The sequence below is a fragment of the Desulfobulbaceae bacterium DB1 genome (assembly GCA_001914235.1).
GTDB lineage: Bacteria > Desulfobacterota > Desulfobulbia > Desulfobulbales > SURF-16 > DB1.
This window is the reverse complement of sequence record MQUF01000025.1, coordinates 74,567-97,292: the sequence shown is the minus strand read 5'-3', so window position 1 is coordinate 97,292 and position 22,726 is coordinate 74,567. Positions and strand designations below refer to the sequence as shown.

At 50.9% G+C, this 22,726-nt stretch carries 17 protein-coding genes, 3 tRNA genes and 1 pseudogene; 11 read left to right on the top strand and 10 right to left on the bottom strand.

From position 1 onward, the window contains the following. Positions 1-106: 106 nt before the first annotated feature. A complete protein-coding gene (locus BM485_17330) occupies positions 107-1,060 on the bottom strand; it encodes a transposase (protein OKY73810.1) in 954 nt (317 codons plus the stop codon). Continuing rightward, a complete protein-coding gene (locus BM485_17325) occupies positions 1,060-1,356 on the bottom strand; it encodes a transposase (protein OKY73809.1) in 297 nt (98 codons plus the stop codon). Before BM485_17325 ends, BM485_17330 begins: the two co-directional genes overlap by 1 nt. A gap of 113 nt (positions 1,357-1,469) precedes the next feature. Here BM485_17325 and BM485_17320 point away from each other — a divergent pair, with 113 nt between their 5' ends. From BM485_17320 to BM485_17305, 4 genes and pseudogenes are all read left to right on the top strand, one after another. Then, the gene (locus BM485_17320) at positions 1,470-1,658 is read left to right on the top strand and encodes a hypothetical protein (protein ID OKY73808.1); all 189 of its coding nucleotides are present in this window, start codon (positions 1,470-1,472) and stop codon (positions 1,656-1,658) included. Beyond that, positions 1,594-2,958, top strand: a pseudogene (locus BM485_17315) (conjugal transfer protein TraG). The gene BM485_17320 and the pseudogene BM485_17315 overlap by 65 nt, the downstream one beginning before the upstream one ends. Further along, positions 2,958-3,347: a hypothetical protein gene (locus tag BM485_17310; protein OKY73807.1), complete on the top strand. Its 390-nt coding sequence runs from the start codon at positions 2,958-2,960 to the stop codon at positions 3,345-3,347. The pseudogene BM485_17315 and the gene BM485_17310 overlap by 1 nt, the downstream one beginning before the upstream one ends. Then, complete coding sequence (locus BM485_17305; GenBank protein OKY73806.1) at positions 3,344-4,012, top strand: hypothetical protein; 669 nt, start codon at positions 3,344-3,346, stop codon at positions 4,010-4,012. Before BM485_17310 ends, BM485_17305 begins: the two co-directional genes overlap by 4 nt. 7 nt (positions 4,013-4,019) lie before the next feature. Here BM485_17305 and BM485_17300 read toward each other — a convergent pair. The 8 genes from BM485_17300 to BM485_17265 form a co-directional block, all read right to left on the bottom strand. After that, a tRNA-Asp gene (locus BM485_17300) sits at positions 4,020-4,096 on the bottom strand. 7 nt (positions 4,097-4,103) lie between these two features. Beyond that, positions 4,104-4,179: transfer RNA gene (locus tag BM485_17295), tRNA-Val, on the bottom strand. A 119-nt stretch (positions 4,180-4,298) separates the two neighbouring features. Beyond that, positions 4,299-6,713 carry an endopeptidase La gene (locus BM485_17290; protein OKY73805.1) on the bottom strand — a complete coding sequence of 805 codons (2,415 nt, stop codon included), beginning with the start codon at positions 6,711-6,713 and terminating at the stop codon, positions 4,299-4,301. A gap of 82 nt (positions 6,714-6,795) precedes the next feature. Next, entirely contained in the window at positions 6,796-8,055 is a 1,260-nt protein-coding gene (locus BM485_17285) for an ATP-dependent protease ATP-binding subunit ClpX (GenBank protein ID OKY73804.1), read from the bottom strand. A gap of 2 nt (positions 8,056-8,057) precedes the next feature. Then, complete coding sequence (locus BM485_17280) at positions 8,058-8,660, bottom strand: ATP-dependent Clp endopeptidase, proteolytic subunit ClpP (GenBank protein ID OKY73803.1); 603 nt, start codon at positions 8,658-8,660, stop codon at positions 8,058-8,060. Further along, positions 8,657-9,976 (bottom strand): trigger factor, encoded by a 1,320-nt coding sequence (locus tag BM485_17275; GenBank protein ID OKY73802.1) that lies wholly within the window; start codon positions 9,974-9,976, stop codon positions 8,657-8,659. Before BM485_17275 ends, BM485_17280 begins: the two co-directional genes overlap by 4 nt. Positions 9,977-10,094: 118 nt before the next feature. After that, positions 10,095-10,180: transfer RNA gene (locus BM485_17270), tRNA-Leu, on the bottom strand. A 90-nt stretch (positions 10,181-10,270) separates the two neighbouring features. Continuing rightward, positions 10,271-10,453 carry a hypothetical protein gene (locus BM485_17265; GenBank protein OKY73801.1) on the bottom strand — a complete coding sequence of 61 codons (183 nt, stop codon included), beginning with the start codon at positions 10,451-10,453 and terminating at the stop codon, positions 10,271-10,273. Here BM485_17265 and BM485_17260 point away from each other — a divergent pair. The 7 genes from BM485_17260 (at position 10,452) to BM485_17230 (ending at position 22,709) form a co-directional block, all read left to right on the top strand. Beyond that, entirely contained in the window at positions 10,452-11,534 is a 1,083-nt protein-coding gene (locus BM485_17260) for a hypothetical protein (GenBank protein ID OKY73800.1), read from the top strand. The genes BM485_17265 and BM485_17260 overlap by 2 nt on opposite strands. A gap of 61 nt (positions 11,535-11,595) precedes the next feature. Then, positions 11,596-13,074, top strand: coding sequence for a lysine--tRNA ligase (locus tag BM485_17255; GenBank protein OKY73799.1), 1,479 nt, complete (start codon positions 11,596-11,598; stop codon positions 13,072-13,074). Positions 13,075-13,078: 4 nt separating this feature from the next. Beyond that, positions 13,079-14,317 (top strand): ABC transporter permease, encoded by a 1,239-nt coding sequence (locus tag BM485_17250; protein OKY73798.1) that lies wholly within the window; start codon positions 13,079-13,081, stop codon positions 14,315-14,317. Between the two features lie 6 nt (positions 14,318-14,323). Then, entirely contained in the window at positions 14,324-15,058 is a 735-nt protein-coding gene (locus BM485_17245; GenBank protein ID OKY73797.1) for an ABC transporter ATP-binding protein, read from the top strand. A gap of 661 nt (positions 15,059-15,719) precedes the next feature. Beyond that, entirely contained in the window at positions 15,720-17,939 is a 2,220-nt protein-coding gene (locus BM485_17240; protein OKY73820.1) for an outer membrane protein assembly factor BamA, read from the top strand. A gap of 182 nt (positions 17,940-18,121) precedes the next feature. Beyond that, positions 18,122-21,628 carry a transcription-repair coupling factor gene (locus BM485_17235; GenBank protein ID OKY73796.1) on the top strand — a complete coding sequence of 1,169 codons (3,507 nt, stop codon included), beginning with the start codon at positions 18,122-18,124 and terminating at the stop codon, positions 21,626-21,628. Between the two features lie 67 nt (positions 21,629-21,695). Next, positions 21,696-22,709 carry a hypothetical protein gene (locus BM485_17230; GenBank protein OKY73795.1) on the top strand — a complete coding sequence of 338 codons (1,014 nt, stop codon included), beginning with the start codon at positions 21,696-21,698 and terminating at the stop codon, positions 22,707-22,709. The last annotated feature ends 17 nt before the right edge of the window (positions 22,710-22,726 follow it).

The following is a 22,726-nucleotide window of genomic DNA, read 5'->3' as shown; positions in this document are numbered from 1 at the left end:
CTCGGGCGAATACGCAAAAAATGGGGTGATTCTTTCCCAATTTCTTCGCCAGGATTGGCCGATGGACTAAAGTGGACCCCTGAGTCAAGACAAAAAAACACAGAGTTTAAGCTGCACATTTGACTTCATCCACAGCTGGACGGCGCTGTCCCGATTTGATCTTTTCTGGTGCTGCCTGTTCAGTTTTCTTTTCTCTGTCTGGGAATCTGTCCACGATCAACGCCCCGCCGTGCTTTGCGAACCGGTACGCAACATCTGGCGTCTTTTGCCCTAGCGCTTTATGAGGGCGCTCTGTGTTGTAAAAGACAAAATATTTGCTCAGGCCCGCAGCCAGGTCACCCATCGATGTATAGTCCTTCAGGTACACATCTTCATATTTCACATTACGCCAGAGACGCTCAACGAAAATGTTGTCGAAGGCGCGACCCCTCCCATCCATACTGATGGTTATTTCTTCCCGTTTCAACACCGAGATAAAGGCGGCGCTGGTGAACTGTGAGCCTTGGTCCGTGTTGAAGATTTCCGGCTTGCCGTAGGTGCGTAAGGCTTCCTCCAGGCAATCGACACAGAATGCTGCATCCATACTGTTGCTGATCTGCCAGCTCAATACCCGTCGTGAGTACCAGTCTATGACCGCTGTCAGGTAGGTGAATCCGCGGGCCAGCCGGATGTAGGTGATATCCGTGCTCCACACCTGGTTTGGCCTGACCACTGGAACACCACGCAGCAGATAGGGATACACCTTGTGCTCGGGACACGGTTTACTGGTATTCGGCCCGGGCGCCATACCTGCCAGGCCCATTCCCCGCATCAGACCTTGTATCCGTTTTCGATTCACGGCATAGCCTGCTGTTTCGAGAAAGATCACCATCCGGCGACTGCCGTAAAACGGGTGACGGGTGTATTCCTCGTCGATCAGACGACTGAACAGCAGACTATCCTCCTTGACAGGCCTGGACTTCTGCTGCGCGTAAAGCGTCGCACGAGAGACCCCGGCCAGAATGCATTGCCGACTCACGGAAATCACCCCTTCTTTGGCTATCCAGCCTCGTCGTGTCATTACCGGCTGATCCCGGACTTTTTTTTAAGCCAGTCCAGTTCTACCTTCAGCTTTCCAATCTCACTGAACAGCAGCTCCGGCTCTTGGTGCCCGGCAATCGGCTTGGGGCCTCTTTTGCCTTCAAACAAGGTCTTGGCTTGCTCCTGGATCTCTTTCTTCCAGTGCCCAACCGTAATGGGATGGACGCCATACTCTTGCCCGATCTCATTGATTGTTTTTTGCCCCCTCAGTGCCTCCAAGCCAACCTTTGCCTTGAACTCCGGAGTGTGGACCTTTCTCTTTTTCTTTTCGCTCATCACTTCCTGCTCCTTGATGGTAGCGCATAGCTTAAATTGCTGTCTCAAAACTGGGGTCCACTATAGAGCGACTGGATATTCACCATACACCCAAGCATGGCAGTTGGCTCAATATGGCAGAGATTGAACTCAGTGTGCTAAAAGGACAATGCCTGAACCGTCGGATCGCCGACATGTCAACCATGCAGGCTGAAGTAGCGGCATGGGAAAGCGACCGAAACAACAGCACCAGAAAAATTGATTGGCAGTTTACTACAACGGATGCAAGAATTAAGCTGAAACGTCTTTATCCGAATTTATAAATGTTACATGGTACTAGGCTTTCCCGATTCTTACCGGAAAGGACATTTCTGGTGTTTCGGCACGACCAGGGTCGGCAAGACCCGGGTTATGGAGCACATTATCGAACAGGACATCCGCAAGGGATATTCCGTGGTGGCCATCGATCCGAAGGGTGATATCGACCTCTTTTCCAAAATCACCCAGCTTGCTATCGACACAGGCCGGCAACAGGATCTGATGCTGATCACTCCGATTTTCCCGCAGTACAGTGCCATTCTCGATCCGCTTTCGTCCTACTATATGCCGGAGGAGCTGGTTGCCCATATCACCGCCGGGGTTGCCGTTGGCAGAGAGCCGTACTTTTTCGGCGTGGCCTACGAGGTGAGTCTGGTGGTGGTTCAGGCCCTGATCATGCTGGCGGAAGTTGCCGGCAGAAAACCTTCTTTCAATCTCAACGACATCAAGAACCACATCAGCCATCAGGACTTGGAGCGGTTGAAGGAAAAAATCGATTACATCGACACGCCGGAAGCGGAACAGCTTTCCCGTGATATCCAGAAAATCCTGAGCACCCCGGCTGATTACTATTCCAAGGTGGCCAGTTCCCTGCGGGTGGCCCTGACCGAACTTACTTCGGGGAATGTGGGCAGGATCATCGGTAAGGCCGATGAAAACCGTTTTGTCCGGCGACTGGAGCAGGGCAAGGGCATCATCCTGGTTGTGCAGCTCGGGTCTCTGCTTACCAAGCGGGCCGCCTATACGGCGGGCAAGGTCATCATCTCCATGATCCAGGCCTTTGTGGGCCGGGTCTATTCCAGCGGGAAAAACGTCTCCCCGACGCTGGTTCTGCACATCGATGAGGCGCAATCGGTGCTCTACCAGGGCATCGAGGATCTTTTCGCCAAGGCCGGCGGAGCCGGGGTGTTCATTCACAGCTATTGCCAGTCCATCAGCCAGTTGTTCGCCGAGGTGGGCGAAGACCGGGCCAACACCATTCTGGACAACTGCAACACCAAACTCTTCATGCGGGTTCCAGACGCGCATACCGCGAGCTACGTCTCCGAACATCTCGGCGAACAACGGCGGTTCTCGCCGATTATCTCCCTGGGAGGCGGACTCTCCATCCGGGAGACTGAGGAGGTCAGGATCAAGCACACCGAGGTCCTGAACATGGCACCTCGGGAATTGTTTCTAAACACCTACTCCGGCACCTACAAAGGAAAAACGGCGGCGGTGCGGGATTCTTCGCTCAAAGTCACATTTCCGAATCTGTCCAGGGAGCTGAGTTCTGCACAAAGTATCGAAACAGGTGTCCAGTAGTGGAGTTGTTGCATCATTGGATTGGTTCGGCAGACCTGGGAAGTGGATTGTTGTGGTTGACGATTTTTTTGTTTTCCGTGGCAACTGGTGTATTGCTCTTCGGCAAAAGGAAAGGTCCGCCCATTGTCAGAGAAATGACCTTGCGCGAGCTGTCAGACATTTGGACAAAAAAGGAAAAGAAAAAAGAAACGGAAACGAAGACTATTCATATCTCTGAGTTGTCCTCTTTGTGGCGTGATGAAAAACTGATCGCCGAACTGGGTAGACTGCCTGAGTTGAAGAGCCATAGGGCTGCATCATTTATGGCGCAATATGTTATCCAGGGTTGTCAGGCTATGCAGCGAATAAGGACAGAAACAACCTTGTTTCTGCCTGGAATTGGGGAATGAAATATCTTGGTATCCCCTCTCCTAATCCCTGTCTTGTTGAACGTTTTCCTGAACAGCGACAAGTTCGTTATGTCCCATCGGAAAGGGATTTCTGGAAAGTATATGAAGTTGCTGAAAGTCCCCAGGACAAGGTTATGCTGTTGGCATACCTTCATTTGGCTGCTCGTCGTGGTGAGTTGTTCGGTTTACGCTGGCAAGATGTAGATTTTGCTGAAGCCAGAGTAAGGCTTTTTACCCGTAAACGAAAAGACGGCTCTCTGGAATCAGATTGGTTGCCAATGACGGATGACCTTTACAATGCCTTGCTTGTCCATAAACAGGAATGCGAAAATGGGGAATGGGTGTTCCCGAACCCGAAAGCGGATATTCCTTATCTGGAACGCAATAAATGGATGGGTAGGCTTTGTAAGAGTGCTGGAGTGAAGAAATTCGGGCTTCATGCAATTCGTCATTTGACTGCAAGCATTCTGGCCCAGGCCGATGTTTCCCTAATTGATATTCAATCAATTTTGCGTCACAGGAAACTGGCAACAACGGAGAGATACATCAGAAGGTTGTCATCATTGAGACCAGCATTGAGAGTCCTTCCGGGAAGAGCCACAAAAAGCCACCAAGTGGAGCCACCACAAAAAAAAAGGGATTGCGTTGTCACCCGCAATCCCTGACTATACCTGGCGGGGCCGACCGGGCTCGAACCGGCGACCTCCGGCGTGACAGGCCGGCGTTCTAACCAACTGAACTACGACCCCGGAAATTTGGTGGGCGGTACAGGGATCGAACCTGTGACCCTCGGCTTGTAAGGCCGATGCTCTCCCAGCTGAGCTAACCGCCCGTTCAAATGATGCGTTTATTTAACAGTAACGCCTTGTCTCGTCAACAAAAAAACACCGACAATCCAAAAAAAAAGGCTGCTCGAACAACACTATCCTTCCGTGATTACAGAATAAGCTCTTAATGTTGCGACAGGTTGTTCCCTGACTCAACTTGGGGTATTTCAGGATGGAAATTTGCAGGCATTTCATCCTTGAACAATTTTTCGCCATTTTGGCAGACAATGGCCTTTTCAAGCACTTTATCCATATGATCGACCAATTCAATGGTGAGACTTTTAAGGATTTTGGCAGGAATCTCTTTCAGATTCCTTTCGTTTTCCTTTGGAATCAATACATGTTTGATATTGCCGCGTTTGGCGGCAAGAAGTTTCTCCGTTAAACCGCCGATGGGCAAAACACTTCCCCGCAGGGTGATTTCACCGGTCATGGCCAGATCCCTGCGCACCGGAAGCTTCAACAAGGCGGAAACCATTGATGTCGCCATGGTGATGCCGGCGGAAGGGCCATCCTTGGGAATAGCTCCTTCCGGCACATGGACATGAATATCAAGTTTTTGATAGAAATCAACACTTAACCCGAGGCGGCTTGCCCTGGTCCGCACGTAACTCAGTGCTGCTTGGGCGGATTCCTGCATGACATCGCCTAGTTTCCCGGTTATGGTCAATTTGCCGCTGCCGGGCATCAACGCAGTTTCAATCTGCAGCAGCTCACCACCGACTTCCGTCCAGGCAAGACCGGTCGTTAATCCGACGGCGTCTCTTTCTTCAGCCTGGCCGTAGCGAAACCTGGCAACACCCAGATACTTGGCGATCGACTGGGCACTAATCCGATACTGCTTCTTCTTTCCGGACTTTAACCGATCCCTGGCGATTTTCCGGCAGATACTGGCAAGATTTCTTTCCAGGTTCCGGACACCGGCCTCACGGGTATAACGGCGGACGATTTCAAGAACCGCTCCATCATGAAAAATGATGTCGTTTTCCTTAAAACCGTTTTCCCTTAACTGCTTGGGAACAAGATATCCCTTGGCAATCTGCAGTTTGTCCTCTTCCGTGTAGCCTTCAAGCTTGATGACCTCCATCCTGTCCTGCAAAGGAGCGGGAATGGCGGGCAGATTGTTGGCGGTGGTGATGAACAAGACATCGGAAAGATCGTAATCCAGATCAAGATAATGATCGTTGAAACTGTTGTTCTGTTCCGGGTCAAGAACCTCAAGCAGCGCCGAGGAGGGATCCCCCCTGAAATCCATGCTCATCTTATCAATTTCATCAAGGCAGAAGACGGGGTTGTTGACCTTGACCTTTTGCAGGGAATGAATGATCTTACCCGGCAATGCGCCGATATAAGTGCGTCGATGGCCTCTGATTTCCGCCTCATCGCGCACGCCACCCAAGGAAACCCGGACGAATTTTCGCTCCATGGCCCGAGCAACTGATTTACAGAGCGAGGTCTTGCCGACACCCGGAGGCCCGACAAGGCAAAGAATCGGGCCTTTAATTTTCTTGACCTGCACCTGAACGGCAAGATATTCAAGGATACGCTCCTTTGGTTTGCCCAATCCGAAGTGGTCCTCGTCAAGTATCTTTTCCGCTTTCTTGATATCAATTTTCGAACGGGTTTTCTCGTGCCAGGGAAGGCTGAGTATCGTATCGATATAATTTCGGACCACTGTCGCTTCAGCCGACATGGGCGGCATCATCTTCAGCTTTTTCAACTCCTGTTTGGCCTTGTCCTTGGCCGCCGTGGGCATTTTTTTCTTCTCGACCTGCAACTCAAGCTCGGCAAGTTCGGAACTCATATCATCCTTGCCGCCGCCCATCTCTTTTTGGATGATGCGCATCTGCTCGGCCAGATAATAGTCCTTCTGAGTCTTTTCCATCTTCTTCTTTACCTGAGCGCGGATATTTTCCTCCAGGGAAGCAATCTCACTCTCTTTATGGATCAGACCCAGTACCAGTTCCATCCGATCAAGAAGCGAAATGGTATTTAATATCTGCTGCTTTTCGTCGCTGTTGACGGGCAGATGACCGGCAAGAAAATCAATAAACTTGGCCGGATTATCGATTTTGGTGAGACTTTTGACAACTTCGCTCGGTATTTTTTTGTTATGCTTGGTGTATTGCTTAAAAGAAGCAAGGATTTCACGTATGTAGGCCACGGTGAGGTTGTCTGACTGTGCTGTCTCCTGATAATCCTCAACCTCCACGGTAAAGTAATCCTTGGAGGGCTGAAAGGAAACTATCTTCCCCCGATGCTTGCCTTCGACAAGGGCCTTAATCGTTCCATCCGGAAGCCGTAAAAGTTGAAGCACGGAAGCGACTGTGCCGATCCGGTGCATACCATCCTCGTCGGGATCGTCAACCGAAGCATCAATCTGGGTACTGAGAAAAATACTGGTGCGGGCGGACATGGCCTGCTCGAGTGCCTTGATGGACTTGGTCCTGCCCACCACAAGCGGCGCCACCATATACGGGAACAAAACGATATCCCGCAGGGGCATCATGGGATAAATATTTGTTACAATTTCTGACATAATAGCACTTGGAGTTCTCGTTTAAGGTGAAACTGCGGAGAAGGAAAAAAAAGGGAGACATGCGCCTCCCTGTCAGGTGCGTTTATGCGCTCTTTTTATTCTCGCTTTCATAAAGGACAACAGGGTAATCACCGTTCAGGATAACCTGTTCGCTGATGACGCACTCCTTGACATTGGCTTCGGACGGCAACTCAAACATGATATCAAGCATGGCTTTTTCCATGACGGATCGCAATCCCCTGGCGCCTGATTTCCGTTTCATCGCCTCCTTGGCAATCGCCCGAAGAGCTCCCTCGGTAAAACGCAGACGAATATTCTCGAAATCAAAAAGTTTTTCGTACTGCTTGGTCAGGGCATTTTTCGGTTCCCGCAGAATTCTGACAAGATCTTCCTCTTCCAGTTCTTCCATGGTGGCAATGACAGGCAAACGGCCGACCAGTTCGGGAATCAAGCCGAATTGCAAAAGATCTTCCGGTTGAATGGCAGCCAGCACCTCTCCCATCTTTTTCTGGGTTTTACCGACAACCTTTGCTCCAAAGCCAATGGACTTGGTGCCTGTTCGTCTTTTGATGACCTTTTCCAAACCGACAAACGCCCCGCCGCAGATAAAGAGGATATTTGACGTATCGATCCTGACATAATCCTGCTGAGGATGTTTCCTGCCGCCTTTGGGCGGAACACTGGCAACCGTTCCCTCGATAATTTTCAGCAGGGCCTGCTGCACCCCTTCCCCGGAAACATCCCTGGTAATGGACGCGCTGTCGGATTTACGGGCAATTTTATCGATCTCATCAATATAAACGATGCCGCGACTGGCCCTCTCAATATCGTGATCCGCGGCCTGAAGCAGGTTGACCAGGATATTTTCCACATCCTCACCCACATAGCCTGCTTCGGTGAGCGTGGTGGCATCGGCAATGGCAAAAGGCACGTTGAGTATCTTGGCCAGTGTCTGGGCGAGCAGGGTCTTGCCGCTGCCGGTGGGCCCAATCAGGATAATATTGCTCTTCTGCAGCTCAACATCGCCTTCCTTATTGGTGTACTTGGCCTCAACCCTTTTATAGTGGTTGTGGACGGCAACCGACAGGATGCGTTTTGCCAGATCCTGTCCGATGACATACTGGTCGAGATGGTTCTTGATTTCACGGGGCTTCAGAATTACTCCGCCTGTCTGCTCTTCAAGTTCCTGCAGCCGGTCCTCGCTGACAATCTCATTACAGAGATCAATGCACTCATCGCAGATATAGACATTCGGCCCGGCAATCAGTTTTCTGACCTCGTCCTGGCTCTTGCCGCAAAAAGAACAGATAACGGTGATATCACTTCCATGGTCTTGCGCCATAATCAGACCTCCTCGTCAATATTTTCCCGTTTTCCCAGGACTTTGTCAATCAGACCGTATTCTTTTGCTTCCAGCGCGCTCATGAAATAGTCGCGCTCCGTGTCAGTCTGAATTTTTTCCATGGGCTGACCGGTGTGATGGGCAAGAAGAGTATTCAGATCTTCGCGCATCCGCAGTATCTCCCGGGCATGGATGTCGATATCACTTGCCTGTCCCTGATAGCCGCCCATGGGCTGGTGAATCAGAATACGAGAATTCGGCAGGGCATATCTTTTCCCAGGGGCGCCGGCCGCAAGAAGAAAAGCACCCATACTGGCGGCCTGTCCCATGCAGAGCGTCGCGATATCACATTTAATATACTGCATCGTATCATAAATGGCCAGTCCGGCAGTTACAACACCGCCGGGGGAATTGATATAAAAAGTAATATCCTTGTCCGGGTCTTCCGCTTCAAGAAAAAGAAGCTGAGCGATAATGACGTTGGCGATGTCGTCGTTTACCTGCGATCCGAGAAATATAATTCTCTCCTTAAGCAGCCTGGAATAAATATCGTACGATCGTTCTCCACGCGGCGTCTGCTCAATAACAAAAGGAATCAAACTCATTCTGCATCACCTGCCTTTTCCGCTGTTGCCGCTCCTTCATGCACTACGGCATTTTCACGCAAAAACTCAAGTATTTTCTCGCTTAAAAGTTCATTCATGAAGGGCAGAAAGTCATTACGGTTGCGAAAATATTTTTTCACCTCATCAACCGGCATGCCGTACTGAGAGGCAACTCGCTCAAAACCCTTGCTGATGTCTGAATCAGTCAACTTGATGTTTTCAACCTCAGCGATCTTTTTCAGAATAAAATCACCCCGCACTCTTTTGGCGGCAGCCCCTTTATAATCCTCGATCAGTTTTTCCTGGCTTAAACCCGCCGACTCCAGGGTCATGCCTTGCTTCTGCAGATGATCCTCAAGTTGCTTGATCTGCTCACTTACCTCATAGGCAACGAGCTTATTGGGAATCTCGAATTCATGACCATCGAGAATCTTCATCATGATTTTGTCGGTCAAATCTCCTTGGCGTCCATCTTCCTGCCGTTTCAAGATTTTCTTGCGCAACTCTTCTTTCAGGGCATCAAGGGTTTTAAATTCATCTCCGACATCCAGGGCAAAATCGTCGTTGAGCTCAGGCAAAACTCTTTCCTTGATTTCCTTTACGTTCACTTTAAAGGATACCTTTTTGCCGGCCAGTTCCGGATTAGGAAAACCCGGAGGAAAGGCGACATCCCGATTGCCCTCTTCCCCTTTTTTTAAGCCGACACAGGCCTCTTCAAACTCTTTGCCGTTCCGGCCGGTGCCTATTTCCAAGGAATAATTTTCAGCCTTGACATGCGGCAATGGCTCGCCATCCTCGCCATGCCCCTGAAAATCGACAACCACAAGATCATTGGCCTGAATGCCTCGATCTTCAACATTTCGCAGGGGGGCAAGCTCACGGCGCAAAGACTCAAGCTCTGCGGCAATCATTTCCTCGGTCACGACGATCGGCGGCATCACCACTTCCACGCCCTTGTATTGCCCCAGTTCAAACTGAGGCTTGACATCGACCTCGGCTTCGTAAACAAAGGTTCCGTCATCGGAAAAGGCATGGCTTTTTATTTCCGGATGAACAACCGGCTCGCACTTGACCTGCTCAACGGCATCGAAATAGGTATCCTGAACCAGTTTTTCCCCTACTTCCTGTTTCACTTTATCGCCATACCCCTTTTCAAGCACCTTGCGCGGCACCTTGCCCTTTCTGAAGCCTTTGATCGACACCTCTGCCTTCAATTCATTGTAGGCAGCATCGATTTTTTTGGCGACAACCTCACGGGGAACAACGATCTTTAATGTTTTTGTAAGGGAACTGACATCTTCAACGCTAACCTGCATCTGGTACCTTCCTTCTCTATGTGATAGAAAATTATCTCAGTTTGATTTAAAAACACAAAAGGCAAAGATGCAGAACAAGATTGCTCTTTGCCTCAGCCAAAAATAAATAGCATCTCCTTGGTGCGAGAGGGGGGATTTGAACCCCCACACACCAAGTGCGCTAGATCCTAAGTCTAGTGCGTCTACCAATTCCGCCACTCTCGCATGGTTGAAAAATAAACAAATTTAACGATCCAGTCAAGGCCGACGCTTCTTTTATCATTTTATACCCCTCCCAGGGCGGCGCATCACGTTTCATCGCTTTCTTGCCGAGGGGCGCGTGAAACAAAGCACAGAGGCATGGCCCTCTGCAATCTTTTCATTTTTCACTTTGCACTTTAGCCCTTTTAGATGTAAGTTATCGCTTTTTATTTTCACGTATTCTTTTTCCAAAATTCCGACCATCTTCATCGAAGGATTATTAATGTCTTTATCCATGAACAAGGGAACCAGCCCATCCTTCCGTCCGGAAGGACATGCCACTCTCATCGGCAGCATTCCCCTGGCCGATCATGACGAGGCCCTTGCGCTTATCTTTCAATATACGCCTTCCATCCCGCTTTGGCCGCAACTTCCCGGCAACAAAGAGGAAGGGATGCTGCAGCAGTTTAATGAAGGTTTGCCTCTGCTGGACAAAAAAGGTGAAAAGACTTTTTTCAATACCGATCCGAGTCGCTTTGAAGCCGAACAGCTCACCTTTTTCGAAGACTACCTCACCGTCAACGAAAACATGGCGCTGCTCACCGATTCCCGCTTCCGGGTCAGCCGTTCCCATGCCATGGGGCTCTATCGTCTTGTGGAAAAAGCAAAAACAGCCGGGAATATCCTGGCCCTGAAGGGTCAGATCACCGGCCCTTTTACCCTTTTGACCGGAATAACCGACGAAGAGAACCGGGCCGGATATTACAACCCGGCGATCAGGGAAATGATCACCAAGGGACTTGCCATGAAGGCCGCCTGGCAGGTCGATTTTTTAAAAACAGCCGGAAAACCCGTTATCGTCTTTATCGATGAACCGGCCTTGGCCGGTCTCGGCTCAAACACCTTTATCAGTGTTTCAAATGAAGACATTGCCCAGGATCAGACTGAAATGATCGACGCCATCCACAACAGTGGCGGACTGGCAGGCATTCACGTTTGCGCCAATACGGACTGGCCTCTTCTGCTCGGCCTTGATTATGACATCCTGAATTTTGACGCATACGGTTTTTTTGATAAATTAGCCGCATGCGGAAAGGAAGTTGACGGTTTTCTCGACCGTGGCGGTATCATAGCCTGGGGACTTGTTCCGACGTCAAGGCCGGAAGACATCCTTTCCGAGAGCAGCGCATCACTTGTCGACCGCTGGGAAAAACAGGCGGCCCAGCTGGTTGGCCCCAAACGCGACCTGACCGCCCTGCTCCGGCAAAGCCTCATTACCCCGAGCTGCGGCACCGGATCACTCACCGCGGAACTGGCCACCAGGATCCTTGAGCTTACCCGTTCGGTTTCCGACATTCTTCGAGCAAAATATCTTTAAACATATTCCAAATTATCCATGACAACGCACCGGATATTTTTACAGGGTGCGAGGTAAACATATGAACGAAGACTTAAATCAGATACTCCGTCAACGGCGGGAAAAGGCACAAGAACTGGCTGACATGGGTATCGACCTGTATGCCAATGATTTTAAACCTACCCACCAGGTGCGTGCCGTCCTGCCCGACAACGATGATCCGGAGGCGCCGCTGACAACGGGTACCATGTCCCTGGCCGGCCGCATTATCGCCATGCGCAAATTCGGCAAGGCGGCCTTCCTGCAGATTCAGGATGAAACAGGCCGCATGCAGGTCTATGTGAAGCAGGATGTGGTGGGGCCGGAAGCCTTTACCGTTTTCAAAAAACTCGACATCGGCGACATAGCCGGTTTCAAGGGCTCGCTTTTCCGCACCAAAACCGGGGAAGCGACACTGCAGGCCATTTCCTTGCAGGCCATCACCAAATCCCTGCGCCCCCTTCCGGAGAAATTCCACGGTCTGACCGATGTGGAAACCAGATACAGACAACGTTATGTTGATCTTATCGTCAATCCCGAAGTTCGCGACACTTTTCGTAAAAGAGTGGAAATTATCCGTCTGGTCCGGGATTTTCTGGTCAACAGGGGCTTCATGGAAGTGGAAACACCAATGATGCAACCCATCGCCGGAGGCGCTACGGCCAAACCCTTCAGGACCCATCACAATGCCCTGGATATGGATCTTTATCTGCGTATTGCCCCGGAACTTTATCTGAAACGACTGCTGGTCGGTGGTTTTGAAAAGGTTTTTGAAATCAATCGCAACTTCAGAAACGAAGGACTCTCCACCAGGCACAATCCCGAATTCACCATGCTGGAATTTTATCAGTCCTATGCCACCTATCATGAACTGATGGACCTGACCGAAGAAATGGTTTCCTGGATTGCCGCCGAAGTGACGGGATCCATGCAGATCACATACCAGGGCACACAGATTGATCTTTCGCCGCCATGGAACAGATTAACCATGGACGATGCCCTGATGAAAATCGGCGCAATCGACGAGGCTACCCTGCGCGACCCGGAGAAAATCATCCGCCTGGCCAGGGAAAAGGGAATCGAACTTGAGCCGAGCGCCGGGCCGGGCAAGGCAAAAACCGAGCTTTTCGAACTTCTGGTCGAGGAAAAACTGATCAACCCGACATTCATTACCGAGTATCCGACGGAAATCTCGCCCCTGGCCCGCCGCAACAAGGCAAACCCGGATGTCACCGATCGTTTTGAGCTTTTCATTACCGGCCGGGAAATGGCCAATGCCTTCAGTGAATTGAACGATCCCGTCGACCAGAAACAGCGTCTCGAAAAACAGATTGCCGAACGGGGCAATGACGAGGAAATATTCCCCGAACTTGATCGTGATTTCGTCCGGGCGCTTGAATACGGCATGCCTCCGGCTGCCGGAGAAGGAATCGGCATTGACCGGCTGGTCATGCTGTTGACCGACTCCCCCTCCATTCGAGACGTTATTCTCTTTCCCCATCTGCGTCCCGAAAAAGGATGAATGTGTGAATTTTGAATCCTTTATCTGTTTTCGTTATCTGAAAGCCAAACGAAAACAGGGCTTCATTTCCCTGATTACCTTTATTTCCGTTGCCGGAGTTGCAGTGGGGGTGATGGCTCTGATTGTCGTTTTGGCGGTTATGGCCGGTTTTACCACGGAACTGCGCAATAAAATTCTCGGAGTGAATTCCCATATTGTTGTCCAGAGTCTGGACGGGACACTGAAAGAATATCCTGCGCTGGAAGAGATGATCCGTGCAACCCAAGGCGTCGAGTCCGTCACCGCCTATGTTTATGCCCAGACCATGATCACCTCGGGCAGCAGTTCCACCGGCATCGTCGTCAGGGGCATTGATCCGCAAGGCGCATCAACCGTGCTTTCCCTTGCATCGCAATTAATCAGCGGTGATCTTGCGCAACTGACTTCAAGCGCCCCGGATATGCCGAAAAACAGTCCGCCCGGCATTATCCTCGGCAAACATCTTGCCCGTCAACTCAGGGTGGGTACGGGTGAACGGGTACGACTCCTCACCCCCTCCGGTCCCTTGACCCCGATGGGCGTTATTCCGAAAATAAAAACATGCGAGATTGTCGGCATCTTTGATACCGGCATGTATGAATATGATTCCTCTCTGGCCTATGTTTCCATCCCCACCGCGCAGCAGCTCATGGGGCTTGGTGATGCGGTGCACGGCATTGAGGTCAAGGTGGACGACATCTACCAGGCTCATCTGCTGGCGGCCGAGATCGAGAAAAAACTCGGTCCCGGCTATATGGCAAAGGACTGGATGAGCATGAACCAGAATCTTTTCTCCGCCCTGAAACTTGAAAAAACAGCCATGTTCATCATTCTTACCCTCATCGTCCTGGTGGCCGCCTTCAACATCATCAGCACCCTCATCATGGTTGTGATGGAAAAAACAAAGGATATCGCCATTCTGAAATCCATGGGGGCAACGTCACGCAATATCATGCGGATTTTCATCTATGAGGGATTGATCATCGGCTGCACCGGCACCGTGCTTGGGGTGGCCGGGGGACTCGGATTATGCAAGATCCTGAGCAAATATCAGTTCATCAAGTTGCCGAGCGATGTCTACCCCATGTCAACCCTGCCGGTCAAGGTACTGCCTCTCGATGTCACGTTCATCGCCGTTGCCGCTGTTCTCATCACCTTTTTGGCAACACTTTATCCATCATGGCAGGCATCGCGGATTCAGCCGGCGGAAGCCCTGCGCTACTAGGCTCTTATGCAGAAAGAAGAGAAGACAAACTCCATTTTTTCAGTTAGCGGCCTGATGAAAACATACGGCCACGGCAGAGCAAAGGTCAATGTCCTGCAGAATCTCGACCTTGATCTGGCTGCCGGTGAAATGGTTGCCATTACCGGCGCGTCCGGCACCGGCAAATCAACCCTTCTCCATCTTCTCGGCGCCTTGGATCGTCCTGACAAAGGCAGCATTTTTTATCGCGACGAAAATATCTTCAAGCGCGATGACGCGGGACTTGCTGATTTCCGCAATAAAGCCATCGGATTTGTTTTCCAGTTTCATCATCTGCTTCCTGAATTTTCCGCCCTTGAAAACACAATCATGCCGGGGCTCATCGCCGGAAAAGAGAAAAATGAACTTGTCAAGGATGCCATGCAGCTGCTTGACAAAGTCGGCCTTTCTCATCGCCTGGAACATCGGGTCGGCGAACTGTCGGGAGGCGAACAGCAACGGGTCGCCCTTGCCCGTTCCATCATCATGAAACCCGCCCTGCTGCTGGCTGACGAACCAACCGGCAATCTCGACCCCCAGACAGGCGAGATGGTCTTTGACCTGATCCGGCAGATGAACAGAAACTTCGGTTTGACCATCGTCATGGTGACCCACAACTATGGCCTTGCCCGAAAAATGGATCGTTGTTTGACCTTGTACCGAGGAAAGCTGATCCCCACCCCTCTTTCCTCTCTTGTTGATGCGCCGGTTGTTCCCGTTTAATTTTTTTGATGGCAAGAATGTCCATTTTCTACTAGATTTATGAAGTCATACAAATCATTTACATCTTTGCCGGTCTCGCAAAAACGCTCGATCGTCATACGTGCTTGATAATTTATTGAATTTTCGTCACGAAAATTCGGCGTCAGGAATGTTACAACGCCTCACATTTCAATTACATTAAAGAGTTGATATGAACGCTCCCCGTATTTTCCAGAACTTTTGGCAGCAATTACTCATTCTCCTCGTCGTTTACTGCCTTGTGCCCACGGCTTTTGCCGCTGCCCCGGAATCACCACTGGAAGAAAATATCCCGGCCAACACCATATTTCTCCCCGTCAAAATCAATGCTCCCGGCGACGCATCTTCTCTGGCGGCGGAAACGGACGCGATTCTTGCCGCGGCAACAAGCAGTCGCGGACAGAAATTTCTTCAACGCGAAGAGCTTGCGGGGAAAATCGACGACACCGCCGGCTGTCCCCCGGCAAGCGAGAATTTACTTTCCATCCTTCCCAAGGACAAGTACGAGTATGTCGTCTGCGGCAGCGTCACCAGGATCGGCTCAAAATTCAGCGTTGATCTCACCGCCTTCGACATGCTTGACACTACCTCCCGTCGCAGTTTTTACCAGGAAGCGGCTGAAGTCAACGAACTCGGCTTTGTCCTGGAACGTCTTGTCGATAAAATAGTGTCCTATACCGGCAGACAATATCAGATTGCCAAAATCATCATCAAGGGCAACACCCGTATCGACTCCGGCGCCATTATGCGCAACATCCGGAACAGAACCGGAGACAGATATAATCCGTCCCAACTCAGCGAAGACATGAAAAATATCTACAAAATGGGATATTTCAATGATGTGCGGATAAGTGTCGAAGACTCGGAGGAAGGGAAAAACGTCATCTTTCTCGTCAAGGAAAAAGAGGTCGTCAGCAGTGTTACCATCTCCGGCGAGGATAACATTGATGCCGACAAGATCAAGGAGGTCATTACCGTTGCCCAGAACACCATCGTCAATCCCAGGGAACTGAAAATATCCGCTGAAAACATCCGCAAGCTTTATAAGGAAAAGGGCTATTATGATACGGAAGTGACGACCAAACTGACCTACCCCGATGGGGAGAAGGTGAACGTTCTTTTTGAAATCAAGGAAGGAAATAAAATCTACGTTAAGGATATCATCATCAACGGCAACAAATCCTTTTCCAACAAAGAAATTGAGGAAATTCTCTCAACTTCGACCAAGACCATTTTTTCCTGGATCACCGAATCCGGTCTGCTGAAGCGGGATGTGCTGCAACAGGATGCCTCACGTATCGGAGCCTTCTACCAGAACCACGGCTTCATTGATGCCATGGTCGGTGACCCTCAGGTTGAAAAGAAGGATGAATGGTTGTATGTCACCTTCAACATCACGGAGGGAGACCGCTACAAGGTCGGAATAATTGATATTAGCGGGGATATGATCGAGGAAAAAGCGACTCTTGAGAAAATGACGAAAATCGGTGAAGAAAAGTACTTCAGTCGTCAGATTCTCCGGGACGACGTGCTGGCGCTGACGGATTATTACGCCTCCAAGGGATATGCCTTTGCCGAAGTAGATCCCCGGGTCGACAAAAACAGTGAGGAAAAACGGGTTGATATCACCCTGGATATCAACAAGGGCGACCTGGTCCACGTCAACCGCATTATCATCAAAGGCAACACCAGAACCCGCGACAAGGTCATCCGGCGAACTCTCGACATTGACGAGCAATCCGTTTACGATGCCACCGCCATCAAGAAAAGCACCGAGAAACTGCAGTACCTCGATTTCTTTGAAGATGTGAATATTACCCCCGAACCCACCGACGAAGACACCCTGATGGATATTATTGTCGAACTGAAGGAAAAACCCACCGGAACCTTCAGCATCGGCGCGGGCTTCAGTTCGGCGGATGGCCTGTTGTTCATGGCGGATGTCACCCAGCACAACTTTCTCGGCCGTGGACAAAGCTTGTCCTTGCAGGGGAATATCGGCGGCGAAAGTACCAGGTATAATCTGAGCTTTACCGAACCGCGCCTGAATGACTCCAACCTCTCCTTCGGTTTTGATCTCTACCAGTGGAGCCGGGATTATGATGACTACGACAAGGACTCGATCGGCGCAGCCATCCGTCTCGGGTATCCCCTCTGGGAGAAATGGCGAGTCTGGGGGAAATGGGGCTATGACGACTCCGAGTTGAGCGACGTCAGCGATTTCGCCTCATGGTATATCAAGGAGTCAATGGATATCAATATAACCCACTCGGTCACCGTGGGTCTGTCCCGCGACACCCGCAACCACCGTTACAGCCCGACCAAGGGATCGTACAACTCCGTGTCGGCTCAAAAAGCCGGCGGTCCCTTGGGCGGCGACAGCTCTTTCACCAAGTATGAAGGCACTTCCAGCTGGTATTTTCCCTTTTTCTGGTCAACCACTTTTCATGCGAACGTATCCGGCGGTTACGTGACGGAAGACGAAGAAGACAAACTTCCGGTTTATGAAAAATTCTACCTGGGCGGCCTGAACAGCCTTCGCGGCTTTGAATACGGCGATATCAGCCCTCGTGATCCGCTGACCGATGACAAAATCGGCGGTGAAAAAATGGCCTATATGAATCTCGAATATATTTTCCCGCTGGTCAAGGACATCGGCCTGAATGCCCTTGTATTTTATGATCTCGGCAATTCGGTGCGCGACTCGGAAAACCTTTTCTCCGATCTCCGCTCAAGTGTGGGTTTCGGTTTTCGCTGGCTTTCACCCATGGGCCCGTTGCGTCTCGAATGGGGCTACAACATAGATCCCATGGAAGATGAAGACCAAAGCATGTGGGACTTCAGTATCGGCGGCATGTTCTAGGCCCCGGCCCCGAGCCGGCATGAAGAATGAGGAAAGAAAAGACAGGAGTCAGGAGACAGAATAAAAAAAAACTGTTCTTCCTCCTCCTTGCTCCTGTCTCCATGAAGCAACATTGACAAAAAAATTCGGAAAAACAAAATTCTCCGCCATGGCGATGCCTGCCATGGCGTTTTTTATTCCTTATGCGGCAATTTCTTGAGTTAGTAAACAGGTCTTCAGAGAAACCCTTGAAGGTGAGCGGACTGCGGCCCGCTTCAACCGCCATGCTTGCCGCCGAAACGGTCGGCAAAACAGGACGGCCGGTCCTCTGCATTCTGCCGTCGGAGGATCAGCTCGCCGGCATGGAGCAGGATCTTTCTTTTTTCACTCCCCATCCCGTTCTCTGTTATCCCGGTTATGAAATACCGCCCTATACCCCTTTGTCCCCTGACAGCTCGACAACCGCATCCCGATTGTCGACCCTTTACCGGGTACTGTCAGCCGACGCCCCCTTTCTCCTTGTCTGCTCAATCGAGGCCCTGCTGCGGAAAATTCTTCCCCTGTCGCTGCTTGACCATGGCGCGGAACTCGTCATGCAAAGCGAAGAAACCGACCCCCAGCAACTCATCGCTTCGCTGGTGAAAAACGGCTACGAACAGGTTTCCCTGGTGCAGAACAGCGGCGAATTTGCCGTGCGGGGGGGGATAATCGATATTTACCCGCCGCCTTTTGTCGGCGGTGATTCTTTGGACGCACCTGTCCGACTCGATTTTTTCGGTGAAACGGTTGAGTCGATTCGCTATTTTGATCCCATCAGCCAACGTTCCATCAAGGAGGTCGAGGAAGCACTTTTTCTGCCGGTCAGCGATATTCTTTTCCCCGAGGCGGACTCTGATGCACACCGGGAGCTGCTGACACAATTTGATCAAATGACCACTGAAGGCAAATGGCAGTATATCGACTCCAAAGCAATCAGGGAAAAAATCGTCACCCGCACACCATTTCCAGGCATCGAGTTTTTTCTTTCACTGTTTTACGAAAAACTCTCCGCTCCCACCGATATCCTGCCGGCCGACACCATGGTTTTTCTCTTTGACCCCATCGGCTTGCAGCAATCCGTTCGACTCACCTGGGAAAGAATAACGAGAAATCATGCCGAAGCGCTCAACGCGGAAAAACCCTGCATGCCGCCTGATTCGCTTTTCCTCAATGAAGCTGAATTAAACACAACACTGGCACGCTTCAGCCAGGTTCATATTCATGAATTCCCGTCAATGGATCAGGAACAGGATGACAGCATCATTATCCGGACCGGCAACCATCTGCTCCTCAAACAACAGATCGAACTTGCCCGCAAAAAGGAAGGCGTCATCGCCCCCCTGGCCGGCCAGATCAGCCGCTGGCAGGAACAGCACGGCAAGATCGCCCTGGCCTGCCGGTCGGCAAAGAACGCCCGCCACCTCGGCGAGATGCTCGCCCATTACGACCTGGCAGTGCACATCAAGGACACGCCCATCCGGCGCGAACAGCTTTTATCCGATGCCGTTACCCTCTTTACCTCTCCTCTCAGTTCGGGATTTGATCTGTTTGAAGCCGGCATCCATTTTTTATCGGAAACGGAACTGTTCGGCGAAAAACGGCTCGGCGGCAGAAAAAGAAAAAAACAAGCGCCCCAAGGTGAGCCTGTCCGCTTTGACGAATTACGGGCCGGAGATTTCATCGTCCATGCCGATCACGGCATCGGTCTTTTTCAGGGCATCGTCAACATGGCGCTGCATGGGGTGGCGAACGATTTCCTTCAGATCACCTATGAAGGGAATGACAAGCTCTATGTGCCGGTTGATCGTCTCAATACCGTCAGCAAATATCAGGGAATTTCCGACCAGCAGCCGAAAATCAATAAACTTGGCGGCAAGGTCTGGACAAAAACCATACGAAAGGTCACCGAGGCTGTCTGGAAAGTGGCGCAGGAGTTGCTGGATATTTATGCCAGACGAAAGCTGGCTGTCGGCCATGCCTTTACGCAGCCCGGCACCCTGTACAATGAACTGGAAGAGAGTTTCCCCTATGAAGAAACCAGCGGCCAGTTGAAGGCCATCAGCGATGTCTTGACTGATCTGACCCAGGAACAGACCATGGACCGCCTGGTCTGCGGCGATGTCGGCTACGGCAAAACGGAAATTGCCATCCGTGCCGCTTTCAAGGTGATAGAAGACGGGTTTCAGGTGGCGCTCCTGGTCCCCACCACGGTGCTTGCCGAACAGCATGCCGAGTCATTCAGCGATCGTTTTGCCGGTTTCGCGGTTCAGGTCGAATGCCTGAACAGGTTTCGCACCCCGGCTGAACAGAAAAAAGTTGTGGAAAATCTGGCGCTCGGCAAAACCGACATTGTTATCGGCACCCATCGCATCCTTTCCAAGGATGTGGTTTTTAAAAAGCTCGGCCTGCTCATCATTGATGAAGAACACCGCTTCGGCGTGACCCACAAGGAAAAGATCAAAAAAATAAAAAGCAACGTCGATGTTCTCACCCTGACCGCGACGCCCATTCCCAGAACACTCCAGCTGTCACTCCTCGGCATCCGCGACCTTTCGGTCATCAGCACGCCCCCGGGCCGCCGTCGGGCGGTCAAAACCTTTGTCGCCAAACATGATGATCTGGTTATCAAGGAGGCGGTGACCAAGGAACTGCAGCGCAAGGGACAGGTTTTTCTGGTGCACAACCGGGTACATTCCATCCATGAAACAGCGGCAACGGTGCAGAAACTGGTGCCCCAGGCCCGGGTCGGCGTGGCCCACGGTCAGATGGCGGGCAATCAGCTTGAAGAAATCATGATCGGTTTTGTCAAAAAAGAAATCGACGTTCTGGTCTGCACCACGATCATCGAATCCGGTCTTGATATTCCCAATGCCAATACCATTATTATCACCAGGGCCGACCGTTTCGGCCTGGCGGAGATCTACCAATTGCGGGGGAGAGTGGGACGCAGCAGCGAACAGGCCTATGCGTACCTGCTCGTTCCTTCCCTTGACGGGCTTTCCAAGGATGCCAAGCAAAGATTACGCGCCTTGATGGATTACAACGAACTGGGCGGTGGATTCAAACTGGCCATGAGTGACCTGCAGATACGCGGGGGGGGAAGTATCCTCGGCAAATCCCAAAGCGGCAATATTGCGGCAGTGGGCTATGATCTGTATCTCGACCTGCTGCAGAAAACGGTTGAGGACCTTAAAAGAAGAGGCGGCGCAGGTGACCCGCATGATGAGGCATTTGCCTTCGAGCCGGAGATAAATCTTGCCGTTTCCGCCTTCATTCCACAGCATTATATTGAAAACAGCGATCAACGCTATATCGCCTACCGGAAAATAACCAGCATTCGCGATGAAATCGAACTCGACGATCTGCAGGACGAACTGCGCGATCGCTACGGCGATATACCGGCGGAAACCATCAATCTTCTCCATGTCATCACCCTCAAGTTCGCCATGCGAAGATTAAAAATCGCCAAACTGGACCAGGGTGGGACCAATCTTGTTTTCTCCTTTTCGTCCGACACCCCGGTGCAACCTGATCGGATTCTCTCTCTCATCCGCTCGAGCAAAAACAAAATACGGCTCACTCCCGAGGGAAAATTGATCGTTCCCCTGCAGGATCAAGGCATGGAATCCCTTTTTCAGCAAATTAAAAAAGTCTTGCAGGCCCTCGATTAGTATCGTAATAATAAAGAATTATTTTTTAAGGAATTCATCACTTCCATTATCGGACCACATATCAATCATGCTACAACACGTATCTTTTCGCAGACATTTTTCTCCAAATCGTTTCCTGTTAACCATTTTTTTATTTTTCATTACGCTAACGCCCTCAACCGCCTTGTCCGAACAACTGGTCGACCGGGTTGTTGCGGTGGTGAACGATGAAGTCATCACCCTCTCCGAGCTTGACCTGGAACTGGCTCCTGCCATGGAAAAAATCAAGGCGGAAGTTCCACCGGAACAGCTTGATGAGGCAATAACCCGCACCAGAAAAGATATTCTTCGATCCATGATTGACGAAAAACTTCTTCTGCAACGGGCCGCTGAACGCCATTTGGAAGTGAGCGACCAGGAAATTGACGCCTCCATCGATCGAATCCTCCAAGAAAACAAGGTCACGGTCGATGAATTCAGAACCCAGCTGCTCTCCATGGGCATTACGGAAAAACACTATCGCGCCAACATGCGCAAACAGATTCTCCGTTCCAAGGTCCTGGCCTACGACATCCGCTCCAAAGTCGTCATAACCAATGAGCAGGTGGAAGCGTATTACCGGACAATGAACAATGAAAACAGCAGCCCGGCTGGTTTCCATGTCCTGCAATTCGGCAGCGCATGGGGTGAAAACGGGCGTTCCGCCACCAGAGAAGAGGCGTTGAAGCGGGCTGAACAGACCCGGGATATGATTCTGGCAGGGGAAAATTTCAATGACATTGCAAAAAATTATTCCGATTTGCCTTCGGCGCGAGACGGGGGTGATATCGGTTTTCTCGGAAAGGATGAGATGGCTGACTATATGTGGCAATCCATCAGCACGCTGCGGCCGGGAGATGTCAGTACGGTTATCGAAACTCCGGCCGGCTTCCAGTTTTTCAAGCTTCTCTCGAGCAACAAGGACGGAGTGATCACCCAAGCACCGCTGGCTGAGGTCCGCGAAGAAATCCGCACCGCTCTTTATGATCAGGAACTCAAAAAGAAATTTGACTCCTGGGTAAAAGAACTAAGAGAAAATTCCTATGTGGAAGAACTTCTCTGATATCAGCGAAAGGCTAC

Bases quoted from the DNA above. Each gene is read 5' to 3' on its own strand.
- BM485_17330 (OKY73810.1), bottom strand. From the start codon at position 1,060: ATGACACGACGAGGCTGGATAGCCAAAGAAGGGGTGATTTCCGTGAGT.
- BM485_17325 (OKY73809.1), bottom strand. From the start codon at position 1,356: ATGAGCGAAAAGAAAAAGAGAAAGGTCCACACTCCGGAGTTCAAGGCA.
- BM485_17320 (OKY73808.1), top strand. From the start codon at position 1,470: ATGGCAGAGATTGAACTCAGTGTGCTAAAAGGACAATGCCTGAACCGT.
- BM485_17305 (OKY73806.1), top strand. From the start codon at position 3,344: ATGAAATATCTTGGTATCCCCTCTCCTAATCCCTGTCTTGTTGAACGT.
- BM485_17290 (OKY73805.1), bottom strand. From the start codon at position 6,713: ATGTCAGAAATTGTAACAAATATTTATCCCATGATGCCCCTGCGGGAT.
- BM485_17285 (OKY73804.1), bottom strand. From the start codon at position 8,055: ATGGCGCAAGACCATGGAAGTGATATCACCGTTATCTGTTCTTTTTGC.
- BM485_17280 (OKY73803.1), bottom strand. From the start codon at position 8,660: ATGAGTTTGATTCCTTTTGTTATTGAGCAGACGCCGCGTGGAGAACGA.
- BM485_17275 (OKY73802.1), bottom strand. From the start codon at position 9,976: ATGCAGGTTAGCGTTGAAGATGTCAGTTCCCTTACAAAAACATTAAAG.
- BM485_17260 (OKY73800.1), top strand. From the start codon at position 10,452: ATGAACAAGGGAACCAGCCCATCCTTCCGTCCGGAAGGACATGCCACT.
- BM485_17265 (OKY73801.1), bottom strand. From the start codon at position 10,453: ATGGATAAAGACATTAATAATCCTTCGATGAAGATGGTCGGAATTTTG.
- BM485_17255 (OKY73799.1), top strand. From the start codon at position 11,596: ATGAACGAAGACTTAAATCAGATACTCCGTCAACGGCGGGAAAAGGCA.
- BM485_17245 (OKY73797.1), top strand. From the start codon at position 14,324: ATGCAGAAAGAAGAGAAGACAAACTCCATTTTTTCAGTTAGCGGCCTG.
- BM485_17235 (OKY73796.1), top strand. From the start codon at position 18,122: ATGCGGCAATTTCTTGAGTTAGTAAACAGGTCTTCAGAGAAACCCTTG.
- BM485_17230 (OKY73795.1), top strand. From the start codon at position 21,696: ATGCTACAACACGTATCTTTTCGCAGACATTTTTCTCCAAATCGTTTC.